Origin of the sequence: Pseudomonas cannabina (assembly GCF_900100365.1) — a bacterium.
Lineage (GTDB): Bacteria > Pseudomonadota > Gammaproteobacteria > Pseudomonadales > Pseudomonadaceae > Aquipseudomonas > Aquipseudomonas cannabina.
Map to the genome: position 1 here is coordinate 5,284,966 of NZ_FNKU01000001.1, position 26,524 is coordinate 5,311,489.

Genomic DNA, 26,524 nt, shown 5'->3' on the forward strand with positions numbered 1-26,524 from the left:
CTCAAGGCATGCATTGATCTTGTGGGAGCGAGCTTGCTCGCGAAGGCGGACTCACATTGAGCATAAATCTTCGGTGGTCATACGGGCCTCTTTGTGAGCAATGCGGATCGCCGCCCCGGTCACTCCCACATAAGCGTTGTCGATCATGTGAGCGACCAGGGCGGCGATCCCGCATTTGAGACAGTCTCAAAATGCCAGCGCCCCAAGCACCTCATCCACGCTCCACAAAATCCTGTCCACCTCAGGCAACTGCGGGCGCTTGAGGATGAGTACGGGCAGGCCGCGTTCGCGGGCGACGTCGAGTTTGGGTTCGGTGGAGCGGCTGCCGCTGTTTTTGCTGATCAGGACGTCGATATTACGTTGTTCAAACAGCTGACGTTCATCGTCCAGGAAGAACGGACCGCGGGCGCCGATGACTTCACAGCGTTCGTTGCCGGGGTAGCTGTCCAGCGCGCGCAGTGTCCAGAACTGATGTGCCGGGATTTCATGCAAGTGCTGCAACGGCTCGCGACCCAAGGTGAACAGCGGGCGTTTGAACGGGGCCAGCGCCGCGATCAGTTCTGCCCAGTCGGCCACTTCACGCCAGTCATCATCCGGACCGGCTTGCCAGCTTGTGCGGCGTAAAGCCCAGCAGGGGATGTCCGCCATCTGCGCCGCGAGCGCCGCATTGTGGCTGATCTGTGCGGCATACGGATGGGTGGCATCCAGCAGCAGGTCGATACCCTGTTCGCGCATGTACTGCGCCATGCCTTCTGCGCCGCCATAGCCACCGACTTTCAACTGGCACGTCAGGTCCGTCGGTACCCGGCCCACGCCGGCCAGGCTGTAGATGTGCTCAGGCCCGAGCCTGCGAGCAATCGCCAGCGCTTCGGTAATGCCGCCCAACAGCAGAATTCGTTTCATCTGTGTTCCTTCGATAACGCAACGCCCGCCTGACCGACTATCCCGCCCTGACGGTCGATGGCGAACACCTCGACCTGAACAGTGGCAGGCACCACGCTGCGGGCAAACGCCAGCGCATGACGACACACCTCATCACCCAGCCGCACCCCTGCCGCAGCGCACATCGCCAGCGCCTGCTGACTGGTATTGGCGTGCAGGATCTGTTGCTGCAAGGCAGCATCCGCGCCGACCTGCGCTGCCCAACGCGCCAATTGAGGCAGGTCGATGCTGGAATGACGGCTGTGCAGGTCCATATGCCCGGCCGCCAGTTTACTGATCTTGCCGAAGCCGCCGCACAGGCTCAACTTATCCACAGGGACCTTGCGCAGATGCTTGAGTACCGCGCCGACGAAGTCGCCCATTTCGATCAGGGCGATATCGGGGATGTTGTAGACCCTGCGCATGGTGTCTTCACTGGCATTGCCGGTGCAGGCGGCGATGTGCCGGTGGCCGTTGACGGTAGCGACATCGATGCCCTGATGAATCGAGGCGATGTAAGCCGCGCATGAGAACGGCCGGACGATCCCGCTGGTGCCGAGAATCGACAGCCCGCCGAGAATGCCGAGGCGCGGGTTCATGGTCTTGAGCGCCAGCGCTTCGCCGCCTTCGACACCAATCGTGATTTCGAAACCGCCGCGGTAGTCTGCTTCGTCCGCCAGCCGCAGCAAATGCTCGGTCATCATGCGTCGCGGCACCGGATTGATGGCCGGCTCGCCCACTGCCAGCACCAGACCGGGCCGGGTTACGCTACCGACGCCGGGGCCTGCCACGAAACGCACGCCGGGTGACGTTTCCAGCCTGACGCGGGCAAACACCAGCGCGCCGTGGGTGACGTCGGGGTCGTCGCCGGCATCCTTGAGCGTCCCGGCTTCGGCGAAGTTATCCACAACCCGGCAGAATTCCAGGCGCATCTGCACCTGCTTGCCCTTGGGCAAGACGATGTCCACCGCATCGCTGACCTGTCCGCAGAGCAGCAGTCGCGCGGCCGCCAGGCTGGTCGCGGTCGCGCAACTGCCGGTGGTCAGGCCACTGCGCAGCGGAGCAGGCTGTTCGGCGGTTTCGTCGCGCATCAGGGTTTGACTACGTCCAGCAGGGTGATCGGCAGGGCCTGGCGCCAGGTGTCGAACTCGCCAAGAGGCTGGGCGTGCGCGACGTGAATCCGGGTCAGTTCGCCGCCGTGCCGTTCGCGCCAGGTCATCAACGCGGCCTCGCTTTGCAGGGTCACCGCGTTGGCGACCAGGCGACCGCCGGATCGCAACTGCTCCCAGCAGGTTTCCAGCACGCCGATCCGCGTGACGCCACCGCCGATGAAAATCGCATCCGGACGCTCCAGACCGCTCAACGCCTGTGGCGCGCTGCCGCGAACCAGTTGCAGACCGGGCACGCCCAGTGCGTCGCGATTGAATTCGATCAGTTGCTGACGACCCTCGTCGGCTTCGATGGCCATGGCGCGGCAGGTCGGGTGCGCACGCATCCATTCGATGCCGATCGAGCCGCAGCCTGCGCCGACATCCCACAGCAGCTCGCCCGGCACCGGTGCAAGGCGGGCGAGGGTGATGGCCCGAACATCGCGCTTGGTCAGTTGACCATCATGCTCGAAGGCAGTGTCCGGCAAACCGGCCAGGGTGCTCAGGCGAAGGGCGCTGGCGTCGGCGCGACAATCGATGGCGACGACGTTCAGAGCGGCGATGTCAGGATTGCCCCATTCGCCGGCCAGCCCCTCGACACGCCGTTCGGCGTCACCACCCAGATGCTCCAGCACGGTCATACGGCTCGGACCGAAGCCGCGATCACGCAGCAGACCCGCGATGATCGCCGGGCTGCTGCCATCATTACTCAGCACCAGCAGGCGCACGCCGTGATGAAAGTGAGCGTTCAGCGCCGCCATGGGCCGAGCGACCACCGACAACGTGACGACTTCTTGCAGCGGCCAGCCCAGCCGGGCCGCAGCCAGTGAATAAGAAGAAGGCGCAGGCAGAATGCGCATTTCTTCGAGGGCGACCACGCGGGTCAGGCTGGCACCGACGCCGAACAGCATCGGATCGCCGCTGGCCAGTACGCAAATCTCGGCACCGCGCTGCTCCAGCACCGGGTTCAGCGAGAAGGGGCTCGGCCAGGCACGCCGTTCGGCACGGATGCAGGGTGGCAGCAACGCCAGCTGGCGCGGGCCGCCGAACACTTGATCAGCGTGCAGCAGAGCGTGCCGGGCGTTCTTGCCCAGCCCTTTGTAACCGTCTTCCCCGATTCCCACCACTGTCAGCCACGGCGACATGCACATACCTCAATTCGAACTTCCGACAGAGCGCCTTTTCATGCCTGCGGACAAAGCAGGCATAATACCGCGCCCAACGGGGTACAAGTGCTCTAATCCATTTACGTTTCCAGCCAGTTCATACCGGGTGATCCATTGAACGAGCAGCAGTCCGCTCGCACATCGTCGACAACGCTACGCCCCTCGGCCTGTCCGGGGTTGCTGCGTATCGTCCCGGCGCTGGACGGCGGGATCTGCCGGATCAAACTGGCGGGCGGCGTTATTACCAGTGTGCAGGCGTCGGCAGTGGCAGAGGCCGCGCAGACTTATGCACAGGGCGTGATCGAAGCCACCAACCGCGCCAATCTACAGATTCGCGGCATCGGCGCAGAGCACGAGCGGCTGATCGAAAGCCTGATGAACGCTGGTCTCGGCCCAGCCAATCCGGCCAGCGACGATGTGCGCAACCTGATGCTCAGCCCGACCGCCGGGCTGGATCCGCACCTGCTGTTCGATGCCTGGCCGTTGGCGGCGCAGATTATCGAGGCGCTGGAAAACCACCCGCGTTTTCATGAACTGTCGCCCAAGTTCGCGTTGTCGCTGGACGCGGGCGAAGCGCTGGTCATGCTCGAACACCCGCATGACGTGTGGCTGTCTGCACTGAAGCTGGACGGTGAAGTATGGCTGGCGTTCGGTTTGGCGGGATGTCCGGCCCATGATCGGCCGTTGGCCGCCGTGCCGCTGAGGGCTGGAGAGGCGCTGGTTGTCGCGCTGCTTGAGCTGTTTCTCGACCTGGCTCGCCCGGAGCACACCCGGATGCGCCATTTGCTGGCAGAGTTATCCACAGATGAGCTGCTGCGCCAGCTTTCCAGCCGACTGAGCTGCGCGTTGCGGGTTGATGACGCAGTGACCGACTGGCAGCGTCCGGCCATTCAGGGCAATCGCCATATCGGTGTTTACCCACAGGCGCAGCCCGGTCTGGTTGCGGTCGGCGCGGTGGTGCCGCTGGGTCGTCTGACCGCGCCCGTGCTCGCTACAGTGGCGCAACTGGCTGCCGATCAGGGCGACGGCACTCTGCGCCTGACGCCTTGGCAAAGCCTGTTGTTGCCCAATGTGCCGGTCGCGCGCGCGTCAGCGGTCATGGCGCACTTGCAGGCGGTGGGCCTGATCTGTTCGGTCGAACAGCCGCTGGCGCAGATCGTAGCGTGTACCGGTTCTGCCGGTTGTGCCAAAGGGCTGGCCGACACCAAGGCTGATGCCCTGCAACTGGCTGCCGGGCTGGCTGGCGGTCAGCCTGTGCATCTGAGCGGTTGCGCGCGTTCCTGTGCCGCCGCTCACATCGCGCCGGTGACCTTGCTGGCCGTGGCGCCCGGCCGTTATGACCTTTATTTTCGCGACGCAGCCCAACCCGGTTTCGGTGTGCTGCGCGCGCGTGACCTTACTATTGAAGCAGTCGGTGCGCAGTTGAACGCCGACTCACGGAGCAGCATGGCATGATTGATTACATCCGCGACGGTCAGGAGATATATCGCAATTCCTTCTCGATCATTCGCGCCGAAGCGCGCCTGGACACGATCCCTGCCGACCTGGAAAAACTCGCCGTGCGCGTGATCCACGCCTGCGGGATGGTCGAAGTCATCGAAGACCTGCGCTTCTCGCCAGGTGCCGGTAGCGCCGGGCGCAACGCCCTGGCCGCCGGTGCGCCGATCCTGTGCGACGCACGCATGGTTTCCGAAGGCATCACCCGTACCCGATTGCCTGCCAATAACCCGATCATCTGCACATTGCACGATGAAGGCGTGCGCGAAATGGCGCTGGAACTGGGCAACACCCGCTCGGCCGTGGCGCTGGAGCTGTGGCGTCCGCACCTGGAAGGCAGTGTTGTGGTGATCGGCAACGCACCGACCGCGCTGTTCTATCTGCTGGAAATGCTCGATGCGGGTGCGCCAAAACCTGCGCTGATTCTCGGCTTTCCGGTGGGTTTTGTCGGCGCTGCCGAATCCAAGGCCATGCTCGCTGCCGACAGCCGCGGCGTGCCGTTCGTGATCATGCAGGGCCGCCGTGGCGGTAGCGCCATGGCCGTAGCCGCAGTCAACGCACTGGCTACGGAGATCGAATGATGCAGGCACGCGGTCGATTGATTGGCCTGGGCGTCGGCCCCGGCGACCCGGAGCTGATTACCGTCAAGGCCCTGCGCTTGCTGCGCGAGTCGCCCGTGGTTGCCTATTTCGTCGCCAAGGGCAAAAAAGGCAACGCGTTCGGCATCATCGAGGCGCACTTGCAGGACGTTCAAACGTTGATGCCGCTGGTCTACCCGGTCACCACCGAAGCCTTGCCAGCGCCGCTGTCGTACGAGAAAGTCATCAGCGACTTCTACGACGCGTCCAGTCTTCAAGTGGCTGCGCATCTGGACGCCGGTCGTGATGTGGCGGTGATCTGCGAAGGCGATCCGTTCTTCTACGGCTCTTATATGTACCTGCACGACCGCCTGGCCGACCGCTATGAGGCCGAAGTGATTCCGGGTGTGTGCTCGATGCTCGGCGGCGCTTCGGTGTTGGGCGCACCGTTGGTGTACCGCAACCAGAGCCTGTCGGTACTGTCCGGTGTGCTGTCCCACGATGACCTGAAGCGCAAGCTGGCCGATGCCGATGCCGCGGTGATCATGAAGCTGGGGCGCAACTTTCACAAAGTGCGTGAAGTGCTGACCGAGCTGGGCATGGCCGGGCGTGCGCTGTATGTCGAGCGTGCGACCATGAGCAACCAGAAAATCGTGCCGCTGGATCAGGTCGATCCGATGTCGTCGCCGTACTTTTCGCTGATTATCGTCCCCGGCGACAGGTGGCAAGGCTGATGACTTTCGACACTCCGGCCATCGTCATCCTGGGCAATGGCAGCCTCGCTACGGCGCGGCGCCTTCAGCAGTTGTTTCTTGGCGCGCAGATTCACGGTCTTGCCGAGCGGGTGAGCGGCGCTGATTGCACCTACCGAGAGTTTGGCGCGACGCTGCGTCAGTTATACCGGCAGAACACGCCGATCATTGCCCTGTGTGCGGCGGGCATCGTGATCCGCACGCTGGCGCCGCTGTTGCTGGAAAAAGGCGCCGAGCCGCCGGTGCTGGCCGTGGCCGAAGACGGCAGCGCCGTGGTGCCGCTGCTGGGCGGTCTGGGCGGGGTCAATGTCATGGCGCGCAACATTGCGACCGGGCTTGGTGTTGCACCGGCGATCACCACCAGCGGCGAGCTGCGTTTCGGCACGTGTTTGCTCAACCCTCCCAGCGGCTATGCGTTGGGCGATCTGGAGCTGGGCAAGCGCTTTGTCTCCGATCTGCTCTCCGGTGAGCCGGTGCGCATCGAAGGCGAGGCGCCGTGGCTCGACCGGGCGCAACTGCCTGAAGATCCGCAAGCCGAACTGGCGATTCATGTCGGCTCTGCCGTGCGTGAGCCTTCAGCCAATGAATTGCTGATCTACCCGCGCAGCGTGCTGGTGGCCGTCAGTGAAATAACCGAGGAAACGGCGGCGCGGGTTCGCTCGGCCTTGCATGATTCGCGCATTGCCGAACAATCCCTGGCCTGCCTGCTGGCCAGCGAAGAGCAGATGGCCAACGCGCACCTGCATCAGGCGGCTGCGGAGCTGGGCGTTCCCGTGCGCTTCGTCAAGACGGGGTCGGCCAGCGACATGGCCTCAAGTGCCGTGCCGCAGCCACTGACTTCCATCTCCGTCAGTAATCAGATGGCGATTGCCGTCGCCGAGCAGCCGCTGGATGCAGAGCGGATCGGTCGTGGCCGTGGGCGTGTTGCGGTGATTGGCCTGGGCCCCGGCGCTACGGACCTGATGGTACCGGCCGTCAAGTCCGAACTGGCGCGCGCCAATGATGTGTTGGGTTACGAAACCTACGTGCGCATGGCCGGGCCGTTTCGCGCTGATCAAGTGCTGCACAGCACCGACAATCGCGAAGAAATGCTGCGCGCCCGACATGCCTTCGAGCTGGCCGCGCAAGGTCGCTCGGTGGTAGTCGTGTCGTCCGGTGATCCGGGCGTCTTCGCCATGGCCTCGGCGGTGCTCGAAGCGCTGCATGAGTCCGATAATCCGCACTGGCATGCGGTCGAGCTGGAGATTCTGCCGGGTGTCTCGGCCTCGCTGGCAACCGCCGCTCAGGCCGGCGCACCGCTGGGTCATGACTTTTGCGTGCTGTCGCTGTCCGACAACCTCAAGCCGTGGGAGATCATCGAAAAGCGTCTCGACCTTGCCTGCCAAGCCGATCTGGCACTGGCCTTCTACAACCCCATTTCTCGCTCTCGACCTTGGCAACTGGGGCGTGCGCTGGAAATCGTTCGTCAGCATCGGCTGCCCGAAACCCCAGTGACATTGGGCCGTGACGTTGGTCGTCCGGGTCAGACACTGCGTGTAATCACGCTGGGTGAACTGACACCGGAGCAGGTGGACATGCGCACCATGGTGCTGATCGGCTCATCGCTGACCTGCACCTTTCCTCGTAACAGCGGTGGCCATTGGGTGTATACGCCGCGCTGGTATGGCCAGAAGCCTACAGCCTGATCCCGACGACTTGTAATACGGCCCTCGCGTGATTGTGGGAAAGCGCCGAAACCCTTATGTAAAAGCGCGATATGCAAGCTGGACTTTCGGCCTGCATATCGCGGGAATTGATCGCTTGCGAGCTACCCACCTTGTAATTCATTTCGTTGTTTGCCCGTGGAGTGCTCTGTTATGCCCGATCTGTCAGGGGATCACAGGCCGTTCCACGTGTTGCTTTTTCGCAGCAATCAGCAATCTGGCGACTTGGCGCAGACATTTATCGATACAGGGCGCGGCCAGGCAATCCGTTTTATTTCGTTAGTCTTGTTCCTGTCTATCGGGACGCATTAATTAAAGGACTAATGAAATGAAAAAGGAAACCCCTGTGAGCACCATCGATAACCTTGATTACCTCGCTGCCTGTGAGCTGGCTGACTGCCCCCCGCAATTGGCCGCCTTTGCAGCTCGAAATGCCCCGTCGCGTCTGGTGGGCGGCGATGCGACGGGCGCCACCGCAAGTGACGAGGGCGCTACAGCCGCAGTCGTCGCAGGCGGCCTTATCGCCTTTGCCGAGGGCGTGTCGCGGCTGAACAAGGACGACGTAATGGACTCCTTTCTGTTCGCTACCCTGGTCGCCAACAAGGAGTTCAACGCCGAAACAGAGGGCGATCAGTGGTACGACAAATTTAATGAAGTGCTCTCCAAGGTTGGCTGGCTGTCCACGCACTGGAACTACTCGCGTTACAGTGCCGCGCAGCAACGCTTCACCATGGACGAGGTCGGTCTCGAGATTCTCGGTTCGGCCATCGCCGCCGCGGCTCTGCCAGGCCCTGCCTCGCTGTTGATGCTCAAGGTCGCCGCTGATGCCGTTGCCGCCCTGAGTGCCAAAAAAGAGCCGCTGCGCCTGTTCGAGAGCCAGACCAAAGCGCACCGTGGCGGCAGTTTTCGCATCGCCTCCTGCATTGAGTCGGCAGATGGCACCGTCAATCTGGCCATGGCCGCAGTCAGCTTTCAGACCGACAGCGAAGTCACCAATGTTCTGTTCTGGGAATGGCAGGACACCAACGTCAAAACCTGGAAGGGTGAGGACAATCTGGTGCTCAACACCCGTCTGTATGCACGTCAGCGCGAAATGATTCAGCAAAAACTGGGCGACAGCGCCAAGAGTGCAATCGACGCGTTCGAGATCTGAATGGATTATTTGCGGAGACGCGTGTCGTCTCCGCTGCCGGGATAAAAGGAATTTTCCCATGAAGCAGAAACTGAACGCCGGGGTGGTCAACGCGGGTTGTCTGCTGTTTTTTCCTGAGCAGGGTCAGACGGCCTCGCACAGCGATGTCATGGACTCGATGCTGTATGTGCAGTTGGCCGCATCGAAGAAATACCCGAAATTTGCCAGCTTCGATAAATGGAATGAAACCTAGCTGGCGGCGGCAATGAGTTTTGGCTGGATGCTCAAAGCCAGCGAGCATGTCAGTGAGCCGTTGGAGGCAGACGCTACCGAGACAATATGGAGCAGTGTCCGTCGAGCGCTTGCAGCGTCAGTCACACCAGCGGCGCTTGATCATGCGGAGCAGTCGTTGCGCAAGGCTTGCACGCAGCCTTCTGGAAGTCGGGCCGTTCGATTGCTGGCTGGCCAAGTGCTTGAACAGGAGGCGGATCATGCTGGAGGCGCGCAGACCGTCGTGGCTGTGCAAACAGGTTTCATCGACGAGCAGCGTAACCTGACGCTGGTACAGCTCCATTTTGTCACCCGCCAGCCGCTGAGCGACGGCTTTCTGTTCGACGTTCTTGAGCCTGCCAGTACGGTTGGCAATATCAGTCTGACCTTCTACGCCCTGCACCTGATGGATCTTGTGTATCTACAGTCTCGCGACAAAATCAGCTCGGCGCTGGCAACCAGGCGTGCGGGCCTGATCGAGACGTTGACTGAGGTTTCCGATGTCTGATCGCGCTACAGCCAACATCATCAGCCTGCAACGGTAGTCAGGCCCTCATGGAAGAGAGTGAAAAAAATGAGTACAGACACAGATAACGCCGCCTATCTGGGCAATATCCCCAGTATGGTGGCGTTTCTTCCAGGGTTATCGAGCGAGGAACGCTCCGACCTTCAGGACGTGCTGCTGGATGCGCAATTGTTCGCCGGCAAACAGTTCGATTTCAAGACGCAGTGGAGCAGCTGGATGCATTACTACCGCAACCGGCTCAAGGCGCGCGGCATACAGCAAACAGGAGTGATTCTGGGGGACTCGCTGGTCGTGAGTAACGTTGACGATTTGCTGCAGGCGACCTTCAAGCTCAGCAACCCTGCAGACCGCAAGCGTCTTGGCGGCATGGTGCAACGTGCCTTCAGTGTGATGGGGGTGAATCAGGCAGCGGAGTCTTATTTTCAAAACGGTTTCGATCAAGGCCGTCTTGGCAGTTTTCAGGTCGTACCCTGTGAAAATTACAAGCCGAACCGGACCCTTCTGTTGCTGTGCAGTCTGCACCTGAGTGTTGACGACCATGCGCCGGGTACGCGATGACTGCTGTTCCACTTCAAGGGCGGCAGTTACACCTTTGACCGCGATGTTTACGCGGCTTTTCGCAGCGACGTGGCGCGTTATCTGGATGGCAAAGCACGCAATATGGTGCGTTCGGCATCTATCTGAGCCCGATCAGGGCAGCAGATAACCCCTGACGCCGGTAAAAATGATCTGCGCAGCCAGCGCGCAGACGAACAGCCCCATCAGGCGGCTGACGATCTGCAAGCCTTGATCACCTAGAATGCGCTCGATGCGGTTTGCGAGGTAGAGCACCACGCCGACCGTCAGGCTGGCCAGCGCGATGCTCTGGATGGCAGTGAGCTTGTCATCCCAGTGGGGCTGGCTGACGCCCATGACCAGCAGCGCACCGATAGTGCCGGGGCCTACCGTCAGCGGAATGGTCAACGGAACGATGGTCACGTCCTGCTGGATGTTGTCGGTCTGCACCGCGGACTTGCCTTGCGCCATGGCCAATGCCGAGATGAACAGCACGCTGCCGGCGCCGATCCGAAACGCATCGACGGTAATCCCGAACACATCGAAAATGATCCGCCCGAACAAGTACAGCAGCACGCTGGAGATCAGCGTGGCCAGCGCCACTTTCCAGGCCAGACGACGCTGTTCCTTGCGCGAGTGACCTCGGGTCAGGCTGATAAAGCAGGAAAGAACGAAGAACGGGCTGTAAAGCACCAGCATTTTCAGATAAACGCTGAACAACACGTGAAGCATGACGTTGGCTCGCATCGGCAGATGAGTGGGCAGCGCCAGTCTATCAGGCCCGTGTGCTTTGCCGATGCGCTGTCAGTTCTGTTGATACAACTCGCCGGCCGAGGTCAGTCCGCGAGCCTTGTCGCGATGGGCCACCCAATGCTCGACCAGTTCGCGCAGTTGCGACAACTCGATGGGCTTGGCCATGTGGCCGTCCATGCCGGCCTGACGTGCGCGATCCTTGTGTTCGGTGAGGATGTGCGCGGTCAGGGCGACAACCGGCGTGCGCACGCGCTGATTGCCGACTTCCCAGGCACGTAGCTGCTCAGTGGCCGAGAAACCATCGAGGATCGGCATTTCGCAATCCATCAGCACCAGATCGTAGCGCTGCGCTTTCATGGCGCGTAGCGCTTCTTCGCCGTTGCTGGCGGTATCGGGATTGAGATTGAGCTTGCCGAGCATGCCGCGAATCACTTTGGTCGAAATGCTGTTGTCTTCGGCCACCAGGATCCGGAAGTCGCCCGGCACGCTGACCGGAGTGTTGAACACCGGGCTGGACTTGGGGGCTGTTACGCCTTTGTTCAATTGAGTCAGCTCATCGGCCAGCGTGGTCTTGAGCGTGTAGCCCGCGACCGGTTTGGCCAGAATGCGCTTGATACCGGAGTTGCGGGCGATGATCTTGCTGGGCGCATTGCTGATGCCGGTGAGCATGATCAGCAGGATGTCGTGATTCAGGCTCGGGTCTTCCTTGATCTTGGCGGCCAGTTGCATGCCGGTCATGCCGGGCATGTTCTGGTCCAGCAGGACCACATCGAAATAGTCACGCAGGTGCGCCTTGGTGCGCAGCAGTGCAAGTGCTTCCTTGCCGGACGCCACGGCACTGACATTCAGGCCCCAGGCGCTGCATTGCTGGACCAGCACCATGCGACAGGTATCATTGTCGTCGACCACCAGCACCCTGGCATCCTTCAACGGGCTGTCCAGGTCGATGGTCGGCTGTTCCAGCAGCTTGGCGTCCAGCGGCAGGGTCAGCCACAGTGTATTGCCTGGGGTGCCGCTGTTCTGGATGCCGAACTCGCCATCCATCAGCACGATCAGCTGGCGGGCAATCACCAGCCCCAAATGGCCGCCCAGCCTGCTGCTGGCGAGGAAGTTTCTGCTGTGCAGCTCGGCATGCAGCAGTTCGTCGCGCTCTTCGTCGGACATCGACTCGCCGCTGTCCTGCACCGCAATGCGCAGGCGAACCGGGCCAGTTTTCGACGTTTCCAGCGCCACTGCCAGCAGGATTTCGCCTTCGTCGGTTTTCTTCAGGGCGTTTTCCAGCAGGCTCAACAGGGTCTGACGCAAGCGGGTCGGATCGCCACTGATGACACGCGGCACCTGCGGCTGGATCAGGCTGATCAGTTCGACCTGCTGCTGTTCTGCCTTGGCGCGGAAAATGTTCAGACAGTCCTCGACCAGCGCGCTGATGTCGAACTGCACGTCGTCGAGCTCGATCTGCCCTGATTCCAGCTTGGTGATGTCGAGAATTTCGTTGATCAGTGTCAGCAGCTCGTTACCGGCGCTGTGGATGGTCTGAACATAATCGCGCTGCTTGACCGACAGCGGCGTGCCAAGCAACAGTTCGGTCATGCCCAGCACGCCATTCATCGGTGTGCGTATCTCATGGCTGATCTTGGCCAGAAATTCTGCCTTGGCATTGATTTCTGCGGTGCTGGCGGCCTGGTCGCGACTGAGGCTGAAGCGGTCTTCAGTGATGCTGCGATGGCGTTCGCTCAGGGCCAGGCTCATCAACAAGCCGCTGATGCAGAATACGCTCAGCAGCGCGAGGATCAGCCATTGTGGCGGGATCAGGCTGAGCCACAACAGGCCTGGCAGCACCACCATGTAACCGATATTGAAGGTGATCATCCCCAGCACGAACAGGCGTGCTGAACGATAGCCTTTCTGCCAGTGCCACACTGACACCGCAAGAATGCTCAGGGTGGTAATCGACACCAGAACGAAGGTAAGGATGTTGATCGGCAGTGTGCTGTCGAACAGTACCAGCAGCGCGCCGAGCCCCATGAGTACGGCGTTGCCCAGCAGCAGCCGATCAAGCTTGCGCACATTGCGGTGGACAAAGAAGTAGTAGGTGTAGATCAAGCCTGCCACCGCAGCCAACAGCAGAGCCAAGTGCGCGCTTGGCGTCTGGGCGATGTGCCATGGATCGATCGGGCGCAGCAGGTTGAGCAACAGCAGGGCGCTGAGCCCGAGCAACGACTCACAGGCCGCCAGCCACAGATTGCTGCGTGAGCGGGTATGCCCATAGCGCGTCAGGTTCTGTACGATCAGCATCGACAGCGCACCGAACAACAGGCCGAACAGAAACGGTTCGGTCTCGTCTGCCGCGCTCTGGATCGCTGACTCCAGCGTGATGCTGGGACGCATTTTCTGGGCAGACACCAGCCTCAGGTAGATATCCAGAGAGGCCGAGCTTTGCGGAATAGGCAACAGAAAATCGTTGGAAGGCAGGCGCTGATCTTCAATGGGCACCTCGTTACCGGTGCGCAGGTGATCGATCAACTGGTCGCCATCCATGACATACATGTCAGCGCTGACAAGGTCTGGCGCGAAGATGCGTAGCAGTTGCTCGTGCTGGGTGGGTTGCAACCGGTAATGCAGCCACACCGCGCCGCTGCGCTCGGTGGCAGCGACACGCTCCAGTTCGGTGGGGCTGAATTGATTCTGATAGCGCGCCGAACGGATTTCATCCAGCGACAGGCTGGCTTTTTCGTCGAGCAGCGTTGACCAGCCTGCGCCATGCTCTGCCTGAGCCGACAGCATGCACAGCAAGGTCAGCAGGCCGACCGTTGAGGCTATGGCAATCCTGAGCCAACGCACTATGAAATCCCTTCGTGAGTGAATGCCTGGTAAAACCGCGCAGCGCAGGATAGCCGGCCAGAGCCTTTGGTCAGGCGCTGGCCGGGTTGATCATTCTTGTTCTTCGCCACGCTCGCGGGCAATGGCACGGTAGCCAATGTCATTACGGTAAAAACAACCTTCCCAATTGACCTTCGATGCCAGCGCGTAGGCATTATTCTGCGCGCTGCCGACACTGTCACCCAGTGCTGTGGCACACAGTACACGACCGCCACTGGTCACGACACGATCATCCTGCAAGGCGGTGCCTGCGTGGAATACCTTGCCTTCCAGTTGCGCAGCGGCATCCAGCCCCTCGATGACGGCACCTTTGGCGTAATCGCCAGGATAACCACCGGCCGCCAGCACGATACCCAGGCTCGGGCGTGGGTCCCATCGGGCTTCGACCTTGTCCAGCGCTTGTGCCAGAGCCGCTTCGATCAGCAACACCAGGCTCGATTGCAGACGCAACATGACCGGCTGGGTTTCCGGATCGCCAAAGCGGCAGTTGAACTCGATCACCTTGGGGTTGCCAGCCTTGTCGATCATCAGACCAGCATAGAGGAAACCGGTGTAAACGTTACCTTCTTCAGCCATGCCACGGACGGTCGGCCAGATGACCAGGTCCATGACCCGTTGATGAACCTCGGCGGTGACCACCGGGGCAGGGGAGTAGGCACCCATGCCGCCCGTGTTCGGGCCGCTATCGCCGTCGCCGACGCGTTTGTGGTCCTGGCTGGTGGCCATTGGCAGCACATTCTTGCCGTCGACCATGACGATGAAGCTGGCTTCTTCGCCATCCAGAAACTCTTCGATTACAACGCGTGAACCGGCATCGCCAAAAGCATTGCCGGCCAGCATGTCGCGTACCGCGTCTTCGGCTTCGGCGAGGGTCATGGCGACGATGACGCCCTTGCCTGCCGCCAGACCGTCGGCCTTGATGACGATCGGCGCGCCTTTTTCACGCAGATACGCCAGTGCAGGCTCGATCTCGGTGAAGTTCTGATAGTCGGCCATCGGGATCTTGTGGCGCGCCAGAAAATCCTTGGTAAATGCCTTGGAGCCTTCCAGCTGCGCAGCGCCGGCCGTCGGGCCGAAGCAATGCAGGCCGCGGCTGCGGAACAGATCGACAACGCCTGCAACCAATGGCACTTCAGGGCCGACGATGGTCAGCGAAACGTTCTGCTCGGCGAAATCCGCCAATTGCTCCATCGCCAGCACGTCGATGTTCACGTTCTCGCACTTGGCTTCAATCGCCGTGCCCGCATTGCCGGGTGCAACGAACACCTTCTGGACACGCGGGTCCTGAGCGACTTTCCAGGCCAGAGCGTGTTCACGACCGCCGCTGCCAATGATCAAAACATTCATTTCAAAAACCTCGATGACGCTGATTCTGGAGTACGCGGTGTGTCTGCAAGGATCAATACCGCAATACGAGGTCGCAATGGCGTTGGTGTATGCAAGGCGGATGGGGCTTCGCTGAGCGGAGTTGCCTCTTGGCAATGAGCATCAGCGGAGCCCCATTCAACGCAGCAGACGCCTGCGGCAGTGCGGCCGTTTTTCTGATTAGTGCCTGAAGTGGCGCATGCCGGTGAACACCATCGCAATGCCGGCTTCGTCTGCCGCGGCAATCACTTCGTTGTCGCGCATCGAGCCGCCCGGCTGGATAACGGCGGTGATGCCGACCTTGGCCGCGTTGTCGATGCCGTCACGGAACGGGAAGAAGGCGTCGGACGCCATCACCGCACCCTGCACCTGCAAGCCGGCATGCTCGGCCTTGATGGCTGCGATGCGTGCGGAGTTCACGCGGCTCATCTGGCCTGCGCCGACGCCGATGGTCTGGCGGTTGCGGGCGTAGACGATGGCATTGGACTTCACGTACTTGGCGACTTTCCAGGCGAAGATCAGGTCATGCATTTCGTGTTCGGTCGGTGCACGCCGGGTGACGACCTTGAGGTCGGCTTCGGTAATCATGCCGATGTCGCGGCTCTGCACCAGCAGACCGCCATTGACACGCTTGTAGTCCCAGGCCGGCAGACGCTCGTTCCACTGGCCGCTGGTCAGCAGGCGCACGTTGGCTTTGCTGGCGATGATGGTGCGTGCTTCGGCGCTGACGCTCGGGGCGATGATCACCTCGACGAACTGACGCTCGACGATGGCCTTGGCGGTTGCCGCATCCAGCTCGCGGTTGAAGGCGATGATGCCGCCAAACGCCGATTCCGAGTCGGTGGCATAGGCCAGTTCGTAAGCCTGGCGGATGCCGCCTTCGTCATCCGGGCAGACTGCAACGCCGCACGGGTTGGCGTGCTTGACGATCACGCAGGCCGGCTTGACGAAGCTCTTGACGCATTCCAGTGCCGCATCGGTGTCGGCCACGTTGTTGAACGACAGCTCTTTGCCCTGCAACTGGGTCGCGGTGGCGATGCCGACTTCGGCAGGTTTGGCTTCAACGTAGAGCGCCGCGCTCTGGTGCGGGTTCTCGCCGTAGCGCATTTCCTGAGCCTTGACGAACTGGGTGTTGAAGGTGCGCGGGAACTGGCTGCGGCCTTCGGTGCTGAGGGTTTCGGCCGTCTGGTCGACGCCGCCCAGGTAGTTGGCGATCATGCCGTCATAGGCGGCGGTGTGCTCGAACGCCTTGAGCATCAGCTCGAAACGCTGCGCGTAGGTCAAGCCACCTGCCTTGAGGCTTTCCAGCACCCGGCCGTAGTCACCGGCGTTGACCACAATAGCGACGTCCTTGTGGTTCTTGGCAGCGGAACGGACCATGGTCGGGCCGCCGATGTCGATGTTTTCAATAGCAGTCGGCAAGTCGCAACCCGGTTTGGAAACCGTGGCTTCGAACGGGTACAGGTTGACCGCGACCAGATCGATCGGCTTGATGCCGTGCTCGTTCATGATGGCGTCGTCGACACCGCGACGGCCCAGAATGCCGCCGTGGATCTTCGGGTGCAGGGTCTTGACCCGGCCGTCCATCATTTCAGCGAAGCCGGTGTAATCGGCCACTTCGACCGCCGCAACGCCGTTGTCCTTGAGCAGCTTGAATGTACCGCCAGTGGAAAGAATCTCGACGCCAAGCGCTTCAAGCTCGCGGGCAAATTCGAGGATTCCTGTCTTGTCGGATACGCTGATCAGAGCGCGGCGGATCGGCAGGCGGGTAGTCTGGTCGGTCATCTCGGTTTCCATCAAAAGCAAAAGAAGTCAGCAAAAAAAACGACCGGGTGCAGGGAGGGCCGCTTTTTCTGTTTTGAATGCTTTAAAGCAGATCGTACTGTTTGAGTTTCTTGCGCAGCGTGCCGCGATTCAGCCCCAGCAGCTCGGAAGCCTTGGTCTGGTTGCCCTTGACGTAGTTCATCACGCTTTCCAGAAGCGGGGCCTCGACTTCCGACAACACCAGGTTGTAGACGTCAGTGACGGATGCGCCTTCGAGGTGGGCGAAATAATTGTGCAACGCCTTCTCGACGCTTCCGCGCAGGGTCTGACCCTCTTCGCTCGGCGTGTTGAGGTGCTGTTTCAAATTGACATTGTCGCTCACAGGGGCTGTTCCACTCACTAAAGTCTCGGTCATCAACGTCATGCGGCCACCTCTTTATCATTCTGGTTATCCGGGCCCTTGCAGCCTTGGCTGAAGAACTCCCGAACGTTGGCGCACTGTGCTTCCGTATCTTCCAAACGATTGAAAAGGGCGCGAAACTCTCTGGCGCCCGGCAGGGTTGCGAGATACCAGCCGACATGCTTGCGCGCGATACGCACACCCATCACGTCGCCATAGAAAACGTGGAGCGCTGCCAGATGCTCAAGCAGAATGCGTTCCACTTCACTCAACTGCAGGGCCGGCAGTGTTTCCCCGGTGCGCAGGTAGTGTTCTATCTCGCGAAAAATCCAGGGGCGCCCCTGGGCGGCCCTGCCAATCAGTAATCCGTCCGCGCCGGTGGCCTGGAGCACGCGCCGGGCCTTTTCCGGTGAATCGATGTCGCCATTGGCAAAGACCGGAATCGACACCGCTTGCTTGATCGTGGCGATGGTGTCGTACTCGGCTTCACCGGTGTAAAGGTCAGCCCGGGTGCGTCCGTGTACCGCCAATGCCTGAATGCCGGCCTGTTCGGCGATTTTCGCCACGGTCAGACCGTTGCGGTTGTCGCGATCCCAGCCCGTGCGGATCTTCAGCGTGACGGGCACATCGACTGCCGCCACCACGGCCTGCAGGATGTCATTGACCAGTTGTTCGTCTTTCAGCAGCGCCGAACCGGCCGCCTTGTTACAGACTTTCTTGGCCGGGCAGCCCATGTTGATGTCGATGATCTGGGCGCCCAGTTCGACATTGGCACGTGCCGCATCGGCCAGCATCTGCGGATCACCCCCGGCGATCTGTACCGAGCGGGGCTCGGGATCGCCTTCGTGGATCATGCGCAGACGCGATTTGCGGCTGTTCCACAGGCTCATGTCACTGGTGACCATTTCCGACACCACCAGCCCCGCACCGAGTTGTCGGCACAGCTGACGGAAAGGCTGGTCGGTGACGCCCGCCATCGGGGCGAGAACCAGGCCGTTGTGCACTGTATATGGGCCGATGCGTACTGCCGACATAGCCTTACCTGTTGTGGAGGCCAAATCATCCGCAGGCCGTGTAAAAAAAACGTTTCACCCGGTCTGCAACGGCCCGTCCAGCCAGCCGCTTGCGCCACCGTCAGATCGAACCGAGAGTTTGAAAAAGGGTTGACATGATACCCGCTCTCGATGACTGGATAAAGGCTGAATTGGATAAAATCTGAACAGCTGTCTTCGGCCCTTGAAGAACGTAATCAAGCGCCGATTCATAGAAAAACTTCGGTGATCATGCTGCGTTCTATAGCGCAAATCAGGCCAGTCAGGGCCGTTAAGGGAGTGGGTTGCGGTAATCGCCTGTCATTCGGGAGAGCGGAAGTTCAGGCTGTAATTCACCGCTTTGGCGCCCGGATCAAGGATGTCCAGCGCAATATGGATCGGCGTCTGCGGCGGCATCTCATCCTTGCCGGCCAGCTCGCCACTCAAGTATTCGCTCGGTTTGAACCGACGACTGGCAATCAACTGGCCGCTGGTGTCGGAAAAACGCAGCTCCAGCAGCGGGAATGGCTGAGAAAACGGTGCGCGGTTGTAGATGATCGCGTCGACCACCAGCGCCCCCTGAAAATCGGGGTGGCTGCGCACCACCAGATTGCTGCTCTTGAGTTGGGCAATGTCGACTTTACTCGGCACCTTGCAGCCAATCTGCGGGCAGATTTCCTGAAACCAGGGGCGGTATTGGTCTTGGCGCGCCAGTTGGTCGAAGTGATACCAGATGTATTGACCCGCCAGACCGGCCAGCGCCAGCACAACCAGCACGATCCAGGCGAGGCGCCGGCCCCAGCGCGGCTTGGGCCGCTGCCAGTCCAGCTGCAAAGGGTCGTCGGTGAGGTCCAGCAATGCCTGATCGCGCACGGCCGGTTCGTTGCGGGCACGTTTGCTGCGCAGATCAGGCTCGGGCTCATGCTCGTCATCCTGATCGTCGTCATCCACTGCGGACCAGCGCTCGGCCTTCTCGACAGGCAGCGCCTTGCGCTGAATGATGACGGGCACGTGTGGCTCGTCATCATCGAGGTCTTTATCCAGCGACAGCGAGGGCTCGGTACGGTCGTTGTCCGACACGGGTTCTGGCTCTTCGGTGGAATCTTGCGAAACGACCTCGGCGTGCAGCTCCGGCAAATGCTCGACGTCGTCGTTGTGCAGCGTGTCGACCCAGGCGGCCTCGTCGGTCTGACGGGTGTCGCGCTTGGCGGTGAGGCTTACCGTGTCGTTATCGGCAGGGCTGGCCGTTTGCTCGAAGGTGTCCGGCCGGCGGGTCTCGCGTTGTTCGAGGCGCGCCAGCTCTTCGTCCAGATTAAGGTTGTCCAGGTCCATTTCGCTGACCTGCCAGATGTCATCGTCGTCCTCGACGGCCTTGGCCTGCGAGGGCTGTGGCGTGAATGCCGGCTGCGGCGTGACGGGCTGTTCAGGCAGCGATTGCTCGGTGACGGCGGGTAGCGGCGCAACCACCGTGCGCCCGGAGTCGTCGATGGCACGCTGTTCCAGCAACTGCCGGGCGGCGTTGAAAACCTGCAGGCAGGCGCCGCAACGCACCACGCCGCGCGCCACGCTCAATTGTGCGTGGCTGACTCGGAAACTGGTTTGGCAGTGCGGGCACTGGGTGACAAAGCTGTCGGTCATGCGGCAGTCCGGTTCAGGCGGCGATTAACGGCGGCGGCCCGTGATGCGTACCCAGCCATCACGGTTTGCGATCGGGTCAAGCTCAAAGTTTTCAGCATAGGCTGCAGCGACTTCTTCGCCCTGTTCGGCGAGAATCCCGGACAGCGCCAAGCGACCACCGGTCTTGACCAGCGTGGTCAGCTGCGGCGCCAGCGACACCAGCGGGCCGGCCAGAATGTTGGCCACCAGCACGTTGGCCTGCTGAGCGGGCAAGTCTTGCGGCAGGTACAGCGGGAAACGTTCGGCTGCGATGTTGTTGCGCCCGGCGTTATCACGCGAGGCTTCCAGCGCCTGCACGTCGATGTCGGTGCCGACTGCCTGGCTGGCACCCAGCAGCAGCGCCGCGATGGCCAGAATGCCCGAGCCGCAACCGAAATCCAGTACGTTGCAGCCTTTGAGGTCCTGACCGTCCAGCCACTCGAGGCACAGGGCGGTGGTCGGGTGCGTGCCGGTGCCGAATGCCAGGCCCGGGTCGAGCAGCAGGTTCACGGCATCCGGTTCCGGCGCAGCGTGCCAGCTGGGTACGATCCACAGGCGCTGGCCAAAGCGCATCGGCTGGAAGTTGTCCATCCAGCTGCGTTCCCAGTCCTGATCCTCGATGACTTCGGCGCTGTGCTCAGGCAGTTCTGCGCCGGTCAGCAGGCTCAAGTGGGCGAGAACCATTTCGGCATTGGTGTCGGCTTCGAACAGCGCCAGCAAGTGGGTGTGCGTCCACAAGGGCGTGGTGTTGAGCTCGGGCTCGAAAATCGGCTGGTCTTCGGCGTCCATGAAGGTCACAGACACGGCACCGACTTCAAGCAGGGCGTCCTCGTAGGTTTCGGCTTGTTCTGGGCTGATGGCGAGACGGACTTGCAGCCAAGGCATGGCGGATTACCTTCGATTCTGAAATAGGTGCGGCTTGCGCGGCCCTTGAGGCCGCAGGAAGCGGGCAAGTTTACTGCTATGCGCTGCAAACAACAAAGCCGCATCACTGCGGCTTTGTCGTTGTGAAACACACTGGCTTATTGATTGGCCAGTTTATGCTCCAGGTAATGGATGTTGACGCCGCCTTCGCAGAAGCCTTCATCACGGGTCAGATCACGGTGAAGCGGGATGTTGGTCTTGATCCCGTCGACCACGATTTCATCCAGGGCATTGCGCATGCGTGCCATGGCTTCTTCGCGAGTCGCGCCCCAGGTGATCACTTTGCCGATCAGCGAGTCGTAGTTCGACGGCACTTTGTAACCGCTGTACAGGTGCGAATCGACCCGCACGCCATTACCGCCCGGCGCATGGAAATGCTTGACCAGACCCGGGCTCGGAACGAAGGTTTTCGGGTCTTCAGCGTTGATCCGGCATTCCAGCGCATGACCCTTGATGACCACGTCATCCTGGGTGTACGACAGTTTGTTGCCGGCGGCGATGCTGAGCATCTCCTTGACGATGTCGATACCGGTGACCATTTCCGAAACCGGATGCTCCACCTGAACACGGGTGTTCATTTCGATGAAGTAGAAACGACCGTTCTCGTACAGGAACTCGAAAGTCCCCGCGCCGCGATAACCGATGTCGATACATGCCTTGACGCAGGCGGCCAGTACATCAGCGCGTGCCTGTTCGTCGATGAACGGTGCCGGTGCTTCTTCCAGAACTTTCTGGTGACGACGTTGCAGCGAGCAATCGCGGTCGCCCAGATGAATCGCCTGACCCTGGCCATCGGAAATGACCTGGACTTCCACGTGACGCGGGTTGGTCAGGTATTTTTCCAGATAGACCATCGGGTTGCTGAACCAGGCGGCCGCTTCGGCGCGGGTCTGGGAAGCGGCCTCGATCAGGTCCTCTTCACGATGAACCACACGCATGCCGCGACCACCACCGCCACCGGCGGCCTTGATGATCACCGGATAACCGACTTCGCGACCGATGCGCAGCGCAGTCGCTTCGTCTTCCGGCAGCGGGCCGTCAGAACCCGGAACGGTAGGCACATTGGCCAGCTTCATGGCGTCCTTGGCAGAAACCTTGTCGCCCATCAGGCGAATGGTGTCTGCTTTCGGGCCGATGAAGGCAAAGCCGGATTTTTCGACCTGTTCGGCGAAATCGGCATTTTCCGCGAGGAAACCGTAGCCAGGGTGAATCGCCGTGGCGCCGGTCACTTCGGCAGCGGAAATGATCGCCGGAATGTTCAGGTAAGACAGGTTGGCCGGTGCCGGACCGATGCAGACGGTTTCGTCTGCCAGGCCCAGGTGCATCAGCTCGCGATCTGCCGTGGAGTGTACAGCGACGGTCTTGATGCCCAGTTCTTTACAGGCACGCAAGATGCGCAAGGCAATTTCGCCGCGGTTGGCGATCAGAACTTTTTCCAACATCGCAGGCTCTCCCCGGTTCAAACGATAGTGAACAGCGGCTGGTCAAACTCAACCGGCTGACCGTTTTCTACCAGGATGGATTCGATCACACCGCTGGCTTCTGCCGTGATGTGGTTCATCATTTTCATCGCTTCGACGATGCAGATGGTGTCGCCTTTCTTGACGGTCTGGCCGACTTCGACGAATGCTGGCGAAGTAGGCGCCGGGGTACGGTAGAACGTACCGACCATTGGCGACTTGACCACAAAACCGTTCAGCTTGGGAGCCGATGGCGCTTCTGGCGCAGCCGGAGCGGCGGCAGGTGCCGGGGCTGCTACCGGAGCAGCCACTGGAGCAGGAGCGTAGTAGGGCTGTGCCGGGGTCTTGCTGTGGCGGCTGATCCGTACAGACTCTTCGCCTTCACGAATTTCCAGCTCGTCAATGCCGGACTCTTCCAGCAATTCGATCAGTTTCTTGACTTTGCGAATATCCATTAATCAACTCCCAAGGTTCTGTAAGGGCATTTTGCCGGCTGCTTCAGGCCGCGTGGTCAGCTTCAAGGCTGAACGCGTCACGGCCTGGCATTGGCGGCCAGTTGTTCCAGAGCGGCTTCCAGGGCCAGACGGTATCCACTGGCGCCCAGGCCGCAGATCACTCCTACCGCGACGTCTGAAAAGTAGGAGTGATGACGGAAAGGTTCGCGTTTGTGCACGTTCGACAAGTGCACTTCGATGAATGGGATGCTCACTCCCATCAGCGCGTCACGTATTGCGACGCTTGTATGCGTAAAAGCAGCCGGATTGATCAAAATAAAATCCACACCCTCGTCACGGGCAGCGTGAATCCGGTCGATCAGTTCATATTCGGCATTGCTTTGCAGGTACATCAGATGGTGACCGGCATCGCGTGCGCGCTGCTCTAGGTCCTGGTTGATCTGTGGCAGGGTAATGGTGCCGTAGACCCCGGGTTCCCGAGTACCGAGCAGGTTCAGGTTGGGCCCGTGAAGGACCAGGATAGTCGCCATTGCGTGTTCCTTTTGTTGTCTGCGAGCGGGTTACGCCCGGCGACTATGCCGGAAGGGCAATGGACTGTCCAGTTAACTACAGTAGCCAGCACGATGAGCGATATTCGCGCAAAGTTTGTGACTCACCGTTTAGTTTTGGTCATTTGCTCTATTCAGACGCTCGATCATGCCTGCCACGTCTATTTCGCCGACGACGCGTACGTTTTGCAGTTCTTCGCCGTTTTTCGCGAAAAAAAGCATCGCGGGCGGGCCGAAGAGTTTGTAACGGTCGAGCAAAGCGCGTTGTTCTGCGTTGCTTTGCGTCATGTCGAAACGGATCAGGCTATAGCCTGCCAGCCCGGCGACGACACCCGGGTCAGGCAGGACTTCGTGTTCGATGACCTTGCAACTGATGCACCAGTCGGCATACCAGTCGAGCAGCAGGGGCTTGCCGGCGTTGCGGGCTTCTTGCAGCACACGGTCCAGCTCGGCCGAGGTGGTGATCGTCTGCCATTGCGCAGAAGCCGTGGACGCTGCTGTCCCGTTGTTTGCAGGGGCGTACTCGCGGCCCAGCGGGCGCATGGGGTCGGTTTGCCCGGACAGCGCGCCGTACCAGCAGGCCAGCGCGTAGACCAGCAGCGCCAGCCCGAGCAGTTGGGCGAGTTTTTGCCGGGTGGTTTTTTCGGTGAATTCCAGTGCGCCCAGAAACAGCGCTACGCCAGCCGACAGCAGGCCGACCAGCAGCAGGGTGATCTGCCCCGGCAGCACGCGGCTGAGCAGGCCGATGGCCAATGCCAGGAGTAGCACGCCAATGGCATTCTTCACAGTGACCAGCCATGGCCCGCTTTTCGGCAGCCAGGTGGCGCCGCCCGTGGCGATCAACAGCAATGGCGCGCCCATTCCCAGCCCCAGGGCAAACAGTTTCAGCCCGCCACCGACGGCGTCGCCGCTGGCGCTGATGTACAGCAGCGCGCCCGCCAGCGGAGCGGAAACGCAAGGCGAGACCAGCAGGCTGGAAACCACGCCCAGCACCGCCGCGCCCCACAGTGACCCGCCTTCGGTTTTGCCGGCGATACGGTCCAGACGCGAGCTGATCGCTTGCGGCAGACGCAGTTCGAACGCGCCGAACATGGCGATGGCGAAAATCACGAAGAACGCCGAGAAAGGCACCAGAACCCAGGCCGATTGCAATCGTGCCTGGAGATTCAAGCCTGCACCGAATACACCCATCAGCGCGCCCAGCAGCGCAAAACAGGCCGCCATCGGCAGCACATACGCGAGGGACAGGCTCAAGCCGCGCAAGCCGCCGACGTGGCCGCGCAGGACCACGCCGGACAGAATCGGCAGCATCGGCAATACACACGGCGTAAAGGTCAGACCCACACCGGCGAAGAAAAACAATGCCAGCTCTTTCCAGCTCCAGGTGGCTGCGGTGGCCGGTGCGGACAGGTTGGCGGTCGGGCTGGCCGCCACGTCGCCGATGCTCAGGCGCTCGGTCTCAGGCGGATAGCACAAGCCTTTGTCGGCGCAGCCCTGATAGGTGACGACCAGGGTGAAGGGGCGCTGTTCTCCGGGCTTGCGTGGCAAGTCGATATCGAGAATGCCGTGATAGACCTCGACGTCGCCGAAGTACTCGTCATGCTTCTGTTCGCCCTTGGGCAATTGCGCTTCGCCCAGGCCGATATCTGCGGGCTCGGTGCGGAACTGGAAGCGATGCCGATACAGATAATAGCCTTCGGTGGCGACCAGGCGCAGCTTGATCGACTCCGGCGTGGTATCGATCAGGCTCAACTGAAACGCCTGACGAACGGGCAGAAAATCTTTGCTGTTATCCAGCGAGGTGCCGCCCAGCGTCGATGCGGGACGGCTGTCCAGCAGGCCCGCAGCGGAAACGGGCAGGGCCAGGATCAGTAATATCAGGCAAAGCAAACGGCGCATGGCAATCTCGAATCTCGAAAGTCCGCGCATGATAACGGAGTGCTTCCCGGCCTGCTGAGCTGTGGTTTGTAAGGGGCGGTTTCAGGGCGTCTGGCTGGGCTATTTGCCATCCGAGGAAAAACTGCCGCCCGCGTCCCGCTCATAGAATTCCGGGATGTTGTATTTGTAGGTCTCAAGCCAGCGTTGCAGGCTCAGGTCGCGTTCCGTGGACGTATTGGCCTGCGGCGTTGGCGACGCTGCCTTGCCGCTGGCCTGTAGTTGCAGCCAGGTCTCGGCCTGGGTTGGCGCGGGGGGCGACGACTCACCGTTGTCGGCCCAGCCGTTTCCTGCAATCACCAGTGAGGTGATGCCTGCCAGCACGATGCGTTTCATGGCTGTACCTCGGGTGTCGGGCGATGTGGTTGTCCGGCCAGGCGTGCGACAGGTCTGGCGGGTGGCGAGGCAGTGGCGGGGTTTTTCCTGAGTTGTTCGGCGCGTGCCTGGGCATCGGTGATCTGCTCTGGCGTCAGGCCCGCGCGGGATGCGAGCTCGGCAGCCTGTGTCCACTTGTTCTGATAAATCAGTAGCGTGGCCAGATTCATCGCTGCCAGTGAGTCGGACTGTTTGAGCTCCATGGCCGTCAGGAATTGAAAGCGTGCCTGCTCCAGTTGCAGCTGATTGAGGTACACCACACCCAGGTCGTTACGGATCTTTTCGTCGGTCGGTTGCAGTTTGCTGGCCCTGAGCAAATGTTGCTGAGCCAGCACATTGTCGCCTCGCGCCGCGGCCAACTGGCCCAGGCCATGTTCACCCTGCGCGGCGCGGCACGTGCCCAACAGGCTGCGATACAATGGCTCGGCTTCATTGCTGCCCAGCAGGCGCAACACCCGGGCCTTGCGCAGACGCACTTCGCCAAGGCTGTCCGGCAACCCTTCGAGATTGGCCAGGCTGGCATGCAGGCGGCCTTCATCGGCCATGTTCTGCGCGAGATTCAGGGCGAACTCCTGATCGGAGGTTAGCTTGGGGCATTCGCTGGCGTGTAGCGAAGACGTTGGCGTCCACAGTGCCCGCCCGTCGCTGGCACACCCGCTCAGCGTGAGGATGCAAAGCATCGCAATGGCTGTTTTCATCAAACCTTTTTCCTCCTTGTGTGGGCGACGCA

General features: G+C 61.1%; 22 protein-coding genes and 2 pseudogenes. 7 read left to right on the forward strand and 17 right to left on the reverse strand.

What is annotated here, in order from left to right:
• Window positions 1-186: 186 nt before the first annotated feature.
• From BLT55_RS24815 to BLT55_RS24825, 3 genes are read right to left on the reverse strand one after another with little or no spacing between them, the layout of a single operon-like run.
• On the reverse strand, window positions 187-903 hold the full coding sequence (locus tag BLT55_RS24815; RefSeq protein WP_055002061.1) for a cobalt-precorrin-6A reductase: 717 nt from the start codon (window positions 901-903) through the stop codon (window positions 187-189).
• Entirely contained in the window at window positions 900-2,012 is a 1,113-nt protein-coding gene (locus BLT55_RS24820; RefSeq protein ID WP_055002060.1) for a cobalt-precorrin-5B (C(1))-methyltransferase, read from the reverse strand. The genes BLT55_RS24815 and BLT55_RS24820 overlap by 4 nt, the downstream gene beginning before the upstream one ends.
• Window positions 2,012-3,214 carry a bifunctional cobalt-precorrin-7 (C(5))-methyltransferase/cobalt-precorrin-6B (C(15))-methyltransferase gene (locus BLT55_RS24825; RefSeq protein WP_055002059.1) on the reverse strand — a complete coding sequence of 401 codons (1,203 nt, stop codon included), beginning with the start codon at window positions 3,212-3,214 and terminating at the stop codon, window positions 2,012-2,014. The genes BLT55_RS24820 and BLT55_RS24825 overlap by 1 nt, the downstream gene beginning before the upstream one ends.
• A gap of 135 nt (window positions 3,215-3,349) precedes the next feature.
• Here BLT55_RS24825 and cobG point away from each other — a divergent pair, with 135 nt between their 5' ends.
• The 7 genes and pseudogenes from cobG to BLT55_RS24860 all read left to right on the forward strand — a co-directional run bounded on the left by cobG (window position 3,350) and on the right by BLT55_RS24860 (window position 10,377).
• Window positions 3,350-4,690, forward strand: coding sequence for a precorrin-3B synthase (gene cobG, locus BLT55_RS24830; RefSeq protein WP_074801062.1), 1,341 nt, complete (start codon window positions 3,350-3,352; stop codon window positions 4,688-4,690).
• Window positions 4,687-5,313, forward strand: a complete 627-nt coding sequence (locus BLT55_RS24835) for a precorrin-8X methylmutase (protein WP_055002057.1) — start codon at window positions 4,687-4,689, stop codon at window positions 5,311-5,313. The genes cobG and BLT55_RS24835 overlap by 4 nt, the downstream gene beginning before the upstream one ends.
• A complete protein-coding gene (locus tag BLT55_RS24840) occupies window positions 5,313-6,044 on the forward strand; it encodes a precorrin-2 C(20)-methyltransferase (RefSeq protein ID WP_055002064.1) in 732 nt (243 codons plus the stop codon). Before BLT55_RS24835 ends, BLT55_RS24840 begins: the two co-directional genes overlap by 1 nt.
• Window positions 6,044-7,747, forward strand: a complete 1,704-nt coding sequence (gene cobJ / locus BLT55_RS24845; protein WP_055002056.1) for a precorrin-3B C(17)-methyltransferase — start codon at window positions 6,044-6,046, stop codon at window positions 7,745-7,747. Before BLT55_RS24840 ends, cobJ begins: the two co-directional genes overlap by 1 nt.
• Window positions 7,748-8,093: 346 nt before the next feature.
• Window positions 8,094-8,918, forward strand: a complete 825-nt coding sequence (locus BLT55_RS24850) for a hypothetical protein (protein WP_055002055.1) — start codon at window positions 8,094-8,096, stop codon at window positions 8,916-8,918.
• Window positions 8,919-8,976: 58 nt separating this feature from the next.
• Window positions 8,977-9,675: pseudogene (locus tag BLT55_RS24855) on the forward strand (hypothetical protein).
• A gap of 66 nt (window positions 9,676-9,741) precedes the next feature.
• Window positions 9,742-10,377, forward strand: a pseudogene (locus tag BLT55_RS24860) (hypothetical protein).
• 6 nt (window positions 10,378-10,383) lie between these two features.
• Here BLT55_RS24860 and BLT55_RS24865 read toward each other — a convergent pair.
• The 14 genes from BLT55_RS24865 to BLT55_RS24930 all read right to left on the reverse strand — a co-directional run bounded on the left by BLT55_RS24865 (window position 10,384) and on the right by BLT55_RS24930 (window position 26,492).
• Complete coding sequence (locus tag BLT55_RS24865; RefSeq protein WP_055002063.1) at window positions 10,384-10,980, reverse strand: MarC family protein; 597 nt, start codon at window positions 10,978-10,980, stop codon at window positions 10,384-10,386.
• Between the two features lie 72 nt (window positions 10,981-11,052).
• The gene (gene retS / locus BLT55_RS24870) at window positions 11,053-13,842 is read right to left on the reverse strand and encodes a hybrid sensor histidine kinase/response regulator RetS (RefSeq protein ID WP_055002054.1); all 2,790 of its coding nucleotides are present in this window, start codon (window positions 13,840-13,842) and stop codon (window positions 11,053-11,055) included.
• A 90-nt stretch (window positions 13,843-13,932) separates the two neighbouring features.
• Window positions 13,933-15,228: a phosphoribosylamine--glycine ligase gene (gene purD / locus BLT55_RS24875; protein ID WP_055002053.1), complete on the reverse strand. Its 1,296-nt coding sequence runs from the start codon at window positions 15,226-15,228 to the stop codon at window positions 13,933-13,935.
• A 198-nt stretch (window positions 15,229-15,426) separates the two neighbouring features.
• Complete coding sequence (gene purH / locus BLT55_RS24880; protein WP_055002052.1) at window positions 15,427-17,031, reverse strand: bifunctional phosphoribosylaminoimidazolecarboxamide formyltransferase/IMP cyclohydrolase; 1,605 nt, start codon at window positions 17,029-17,031, stop codon at window positions 15,427-15,429.
• An 82-nt stretch (window positions 17,032-17,113) separates the two neighbouring features.
• Complete coding sequence (fis, locus tag BLT55_RS24885) at window positions 17,114-17,434, reverse strand: DNA-binding transcriptional regulator Fis (protein ID WP_007250933.1); 321 nt, start codon at window positions 17,432-17,434, stop codon at window positions 17,114-17,116.
• Window positions 17,431-18,444, reverse strand: coding sequence for a tRNA dihydrouridine synthase DusB (gene dusB / locus BLT55_RS24890; protein ID WP_057414805.1), 1,014 nt, complete (start codon window positions 18,442-18,444; stop codon window positions 17,431-17,433). Before dusB ends, fis begins: the two co-directional genes overlap by 4 nt.
• A 318-nt stretch (window positions 18,445-18,762) precedes the next feature.
• Window positions 18,763-20,079 carry a DUF3426 domain-containing protein gene (locus BLT55_RS24895; protein WP_055001241.1) on the reverse strand — a complete coding sequence of 439 codons (1,317 nt, stop codon included), beginning with the start codon at window positions 20,077-20,079 and terminating at the stop codon, window positions 18,763-18,765.
• A gap of 24 nt (window positions 20,080-20,103) precedes the next feature.
• The gene (gene prmA, locus BLT55_RS24900; RefSeq protein WP_055001240.1) at window positions 20,104-20,982 is read right to left on the reverse strand and encodes a 50S ribosomal protein L11 methyltransferase; all 879 of its coding nucleotides are present in this window, start codon (window positions 20,980-20,982) and stop codon (window positions 20,104-20,106) included.
• Between the two features lie 137 nt (window positions 20,983-21,119).
• On the reverse strand, window positions 21,120-22,463 hold the full coding sequence (gene accC, locus BLT55_RS24905; RefSeq protein WP_002555371.1) for an acetyl-CoA carboxylase biotin carboxylase subunit: 1,344 nt from the start codon (window positions 22,461-22,463) through the stop codon (window positions 21,120-21,122).
• A 17-nt stretch (window positions 22,464-22,480) separates the two neighbouring features.
• Window positions 22,481-22,936 (reverse strand): acetyl-CoA carboxylase biotin carboxyl carrier protein, encoded by a 456-nt coding sequence (gene accB, locus BLT55_RS24910; protein ID WP_055001239.1) that lies wholly within the window; start codon window positions 22,934-22,936, stop codon window positions 22,481-22,483.
• A gap of 77 nt (window positions 22,937-23,013) precedes the next feature.
• Window positions 23,014-23,466: a type II 3-dehydroquinate dehydratase gene (gene aroQ, locus BLT55_RS24915; RefSeq protein WP_007250928.1), complete on the reverse strand. Its 453-nt coding sequence runs from the start codon at window positions 23,464-23,466 to the stop codon at window positions 23,014-23,016.
• A gap of 129 nt (window positions 23,467-23,595) precedes the next feature.
• Window positions 23,596-25,383, reverse strand: a complete 1,788-nt coding sequence (locus tag BLT55_RS24920; RefSeq protein ID WP_259641226.1) for a protein-disulfide reductase DsbD — start codon at window positions 25,381-25,383, stop codon at window positions 23,596-23,598.
• Between the two features lie 99 nt (window positions 25,384-25,482).
• Window positions 25,483-25,755, reverse strand: coding sequence for a DUF3613 domain-containing protein (locus BLT55_RS24925; RefSeq protein ID WP_007250926.1), 273 nt, complete (start codon window positions 25,753-25,755; stop codon window positions 25,483-25,485).
• Window positions 25,752-26,492 carry a tetratricopeptide repeat protein gene (locus BLT55_RS24930; protein ID WP_055001237.1) on the reverse strand — a complete coding sequence of 247 codons (741 nt, stop codon included), beginning with the start codon at window positions 26,490-26,492 and terminating at the stop codon, window positions 25,752-25,754. The genes BLT55_RS24925 and BLT55_RS24930 overlap by 4 nt, the downstream gene beginning before the upstream one ends.
• Between the last annotated feature and the right edge of the window lie 32 nt (window positions 26,493-26,524).

Excerpts from the sequence above, each read along its gene's own strand:
- BLT55_RS24820 (WP_055002060.1), bottom strand. The coding sequence starts at position 2,012 with ATGCGCGACGAAACCGCCGAACAGCCTGCTCCGCTGCGCAGTGGCCTG.
- BLT55_RS24850 (WP_055002055.1), top strand. The coding sequence starts at position 8,094 with ATGAAAAAGGAAACCCCTGTGAGCACCATCGATAACCTTGATTACCTC.
- accC (WP_002555371.1), bottom strand. The coding sequence starts at position 22,463 with ATGTTGGAAAAAGTTCTGATCGCCAACCGCGGCGAAATTGCCTTGCGC.
- BLT55_RS24920 (WP_259641226.1), bottom strand. The coding sequence starts at position 25,383 with ATGCGCCGTTTGCTTTGCCTGATATTACTGATCCTGGCCCTGCCCGTT.
- purD (WP_055002053.1), bottom strand. The coding sequence starts at position 15,228 with ATGAATGTTTTGATCATTGGCAGCGGCGGTCGTGAACACGCTCTGGCC.
- BLT55_RS24815 (WP_055002061.1), bottom strand. The coding sequence starts at position 903 with ATGAAACGAATTCTGCTGTTGGGCGGCATTACCGAAGCGCTGGCGATT.
- BLT55_RS24895 (WP_055001241.1), bottom strand. The coding sequence starts at position 20,079 with ATGACCGACAGCTTTGTCACCCAGTGCCCGCACTGCCAAACCAGTTTC.
- BLT55_RS24930 (WP_055001237.1), bottom strand. The coding sequence starts at position 26,492 with ATGAAAACAGCCATTGCGATGCTTTGCATCCTCACGCTGAGCGGGTGT.
- BLT55_RS24825 (WP_055002059.1), bottom strand. The coding sequence starts at position 3,214 with ATGTCGCCGTGGCTGACAGTGGTGGGAATCGGGGAAGACGGTTACAAA.
- cobJ (WP_055002056.1), top strand. The coding sequence starts at position 6,044 with ATGACTTTCGACACTCCGGCCATCGTCATCCTGGGCAATGGCAGCCTC.
- BLT55_RS24840 (WP_055002064.1), top strand. The coding sequence starts at position 5,313 with ATGCAGGCACGCGGTCGATTGATTGGCCTGGGCGTCGGCCCCGGCGAC.
- prmA (WP_055001240.1), bottom strand. The coding sequence starts at position 20,982 with ATGCCTTGGCTGCAAGTCCGTCTCGCCATCAGCCCAGAACAAGCCGAA.
- dusB (WP_057414805.1), bottom strand. The coding sequence starts at position 18,444 with ATGTCGGCAGTACGCATCGGCCCATATACAGTGCACAACGGCCTGGTT.
- fis (WP_007250933.1), bottom strand. The coding sequence starts at position 17,434 with ATGACGTTGATGACCGAGACTTTAGTGAGTGGAACAGCCCCTGTGAGC.
- BLT55_RS24835 (WP_055002057.1), top strand. The coding sequence starts at position 4,687 with ATGATTGATTACATCCGCGACGGTCAGGAGATATATCGCAATTCCTTC.
- BLT55_RS24925 (WP_007250926.1), bottom strand. The coding sequence starts at position 25,755 with ATGAAACGCATCGTGCTGGCAGGCATCACCTCACTGGTGATTGCAGGA.
- BLT55_RS24865 (WP_055002063.1), bottom strand. The coding sequence starts at position 10,980 with ATGCTTCACGTGTTGTTCAGCGTTTATCTGAAAATGCTGGTGCTTTAC.
- aroQ (WP_007250928.1), bottom strand. The coding sequence starts at position 23,466 with ATGGCGACTATCCTGGTCCTTCACGGGCCCAACCTGAACCTGCTCGGT.
- accB (WP_055001239.1), bottom strand. The coding sequence starts at position 22,936 with ATGGATATTCGCAAAGTCAAGAAACTGATCGAATTGCTGGAAGAGTCC.
- purH (WP_055002052.1), bottom strand. The coding sequence starts at position 17,031 with ATGACCGACCAGACTACCCGCCTGCCGATCCGCCGCGCTCTGATCAGC.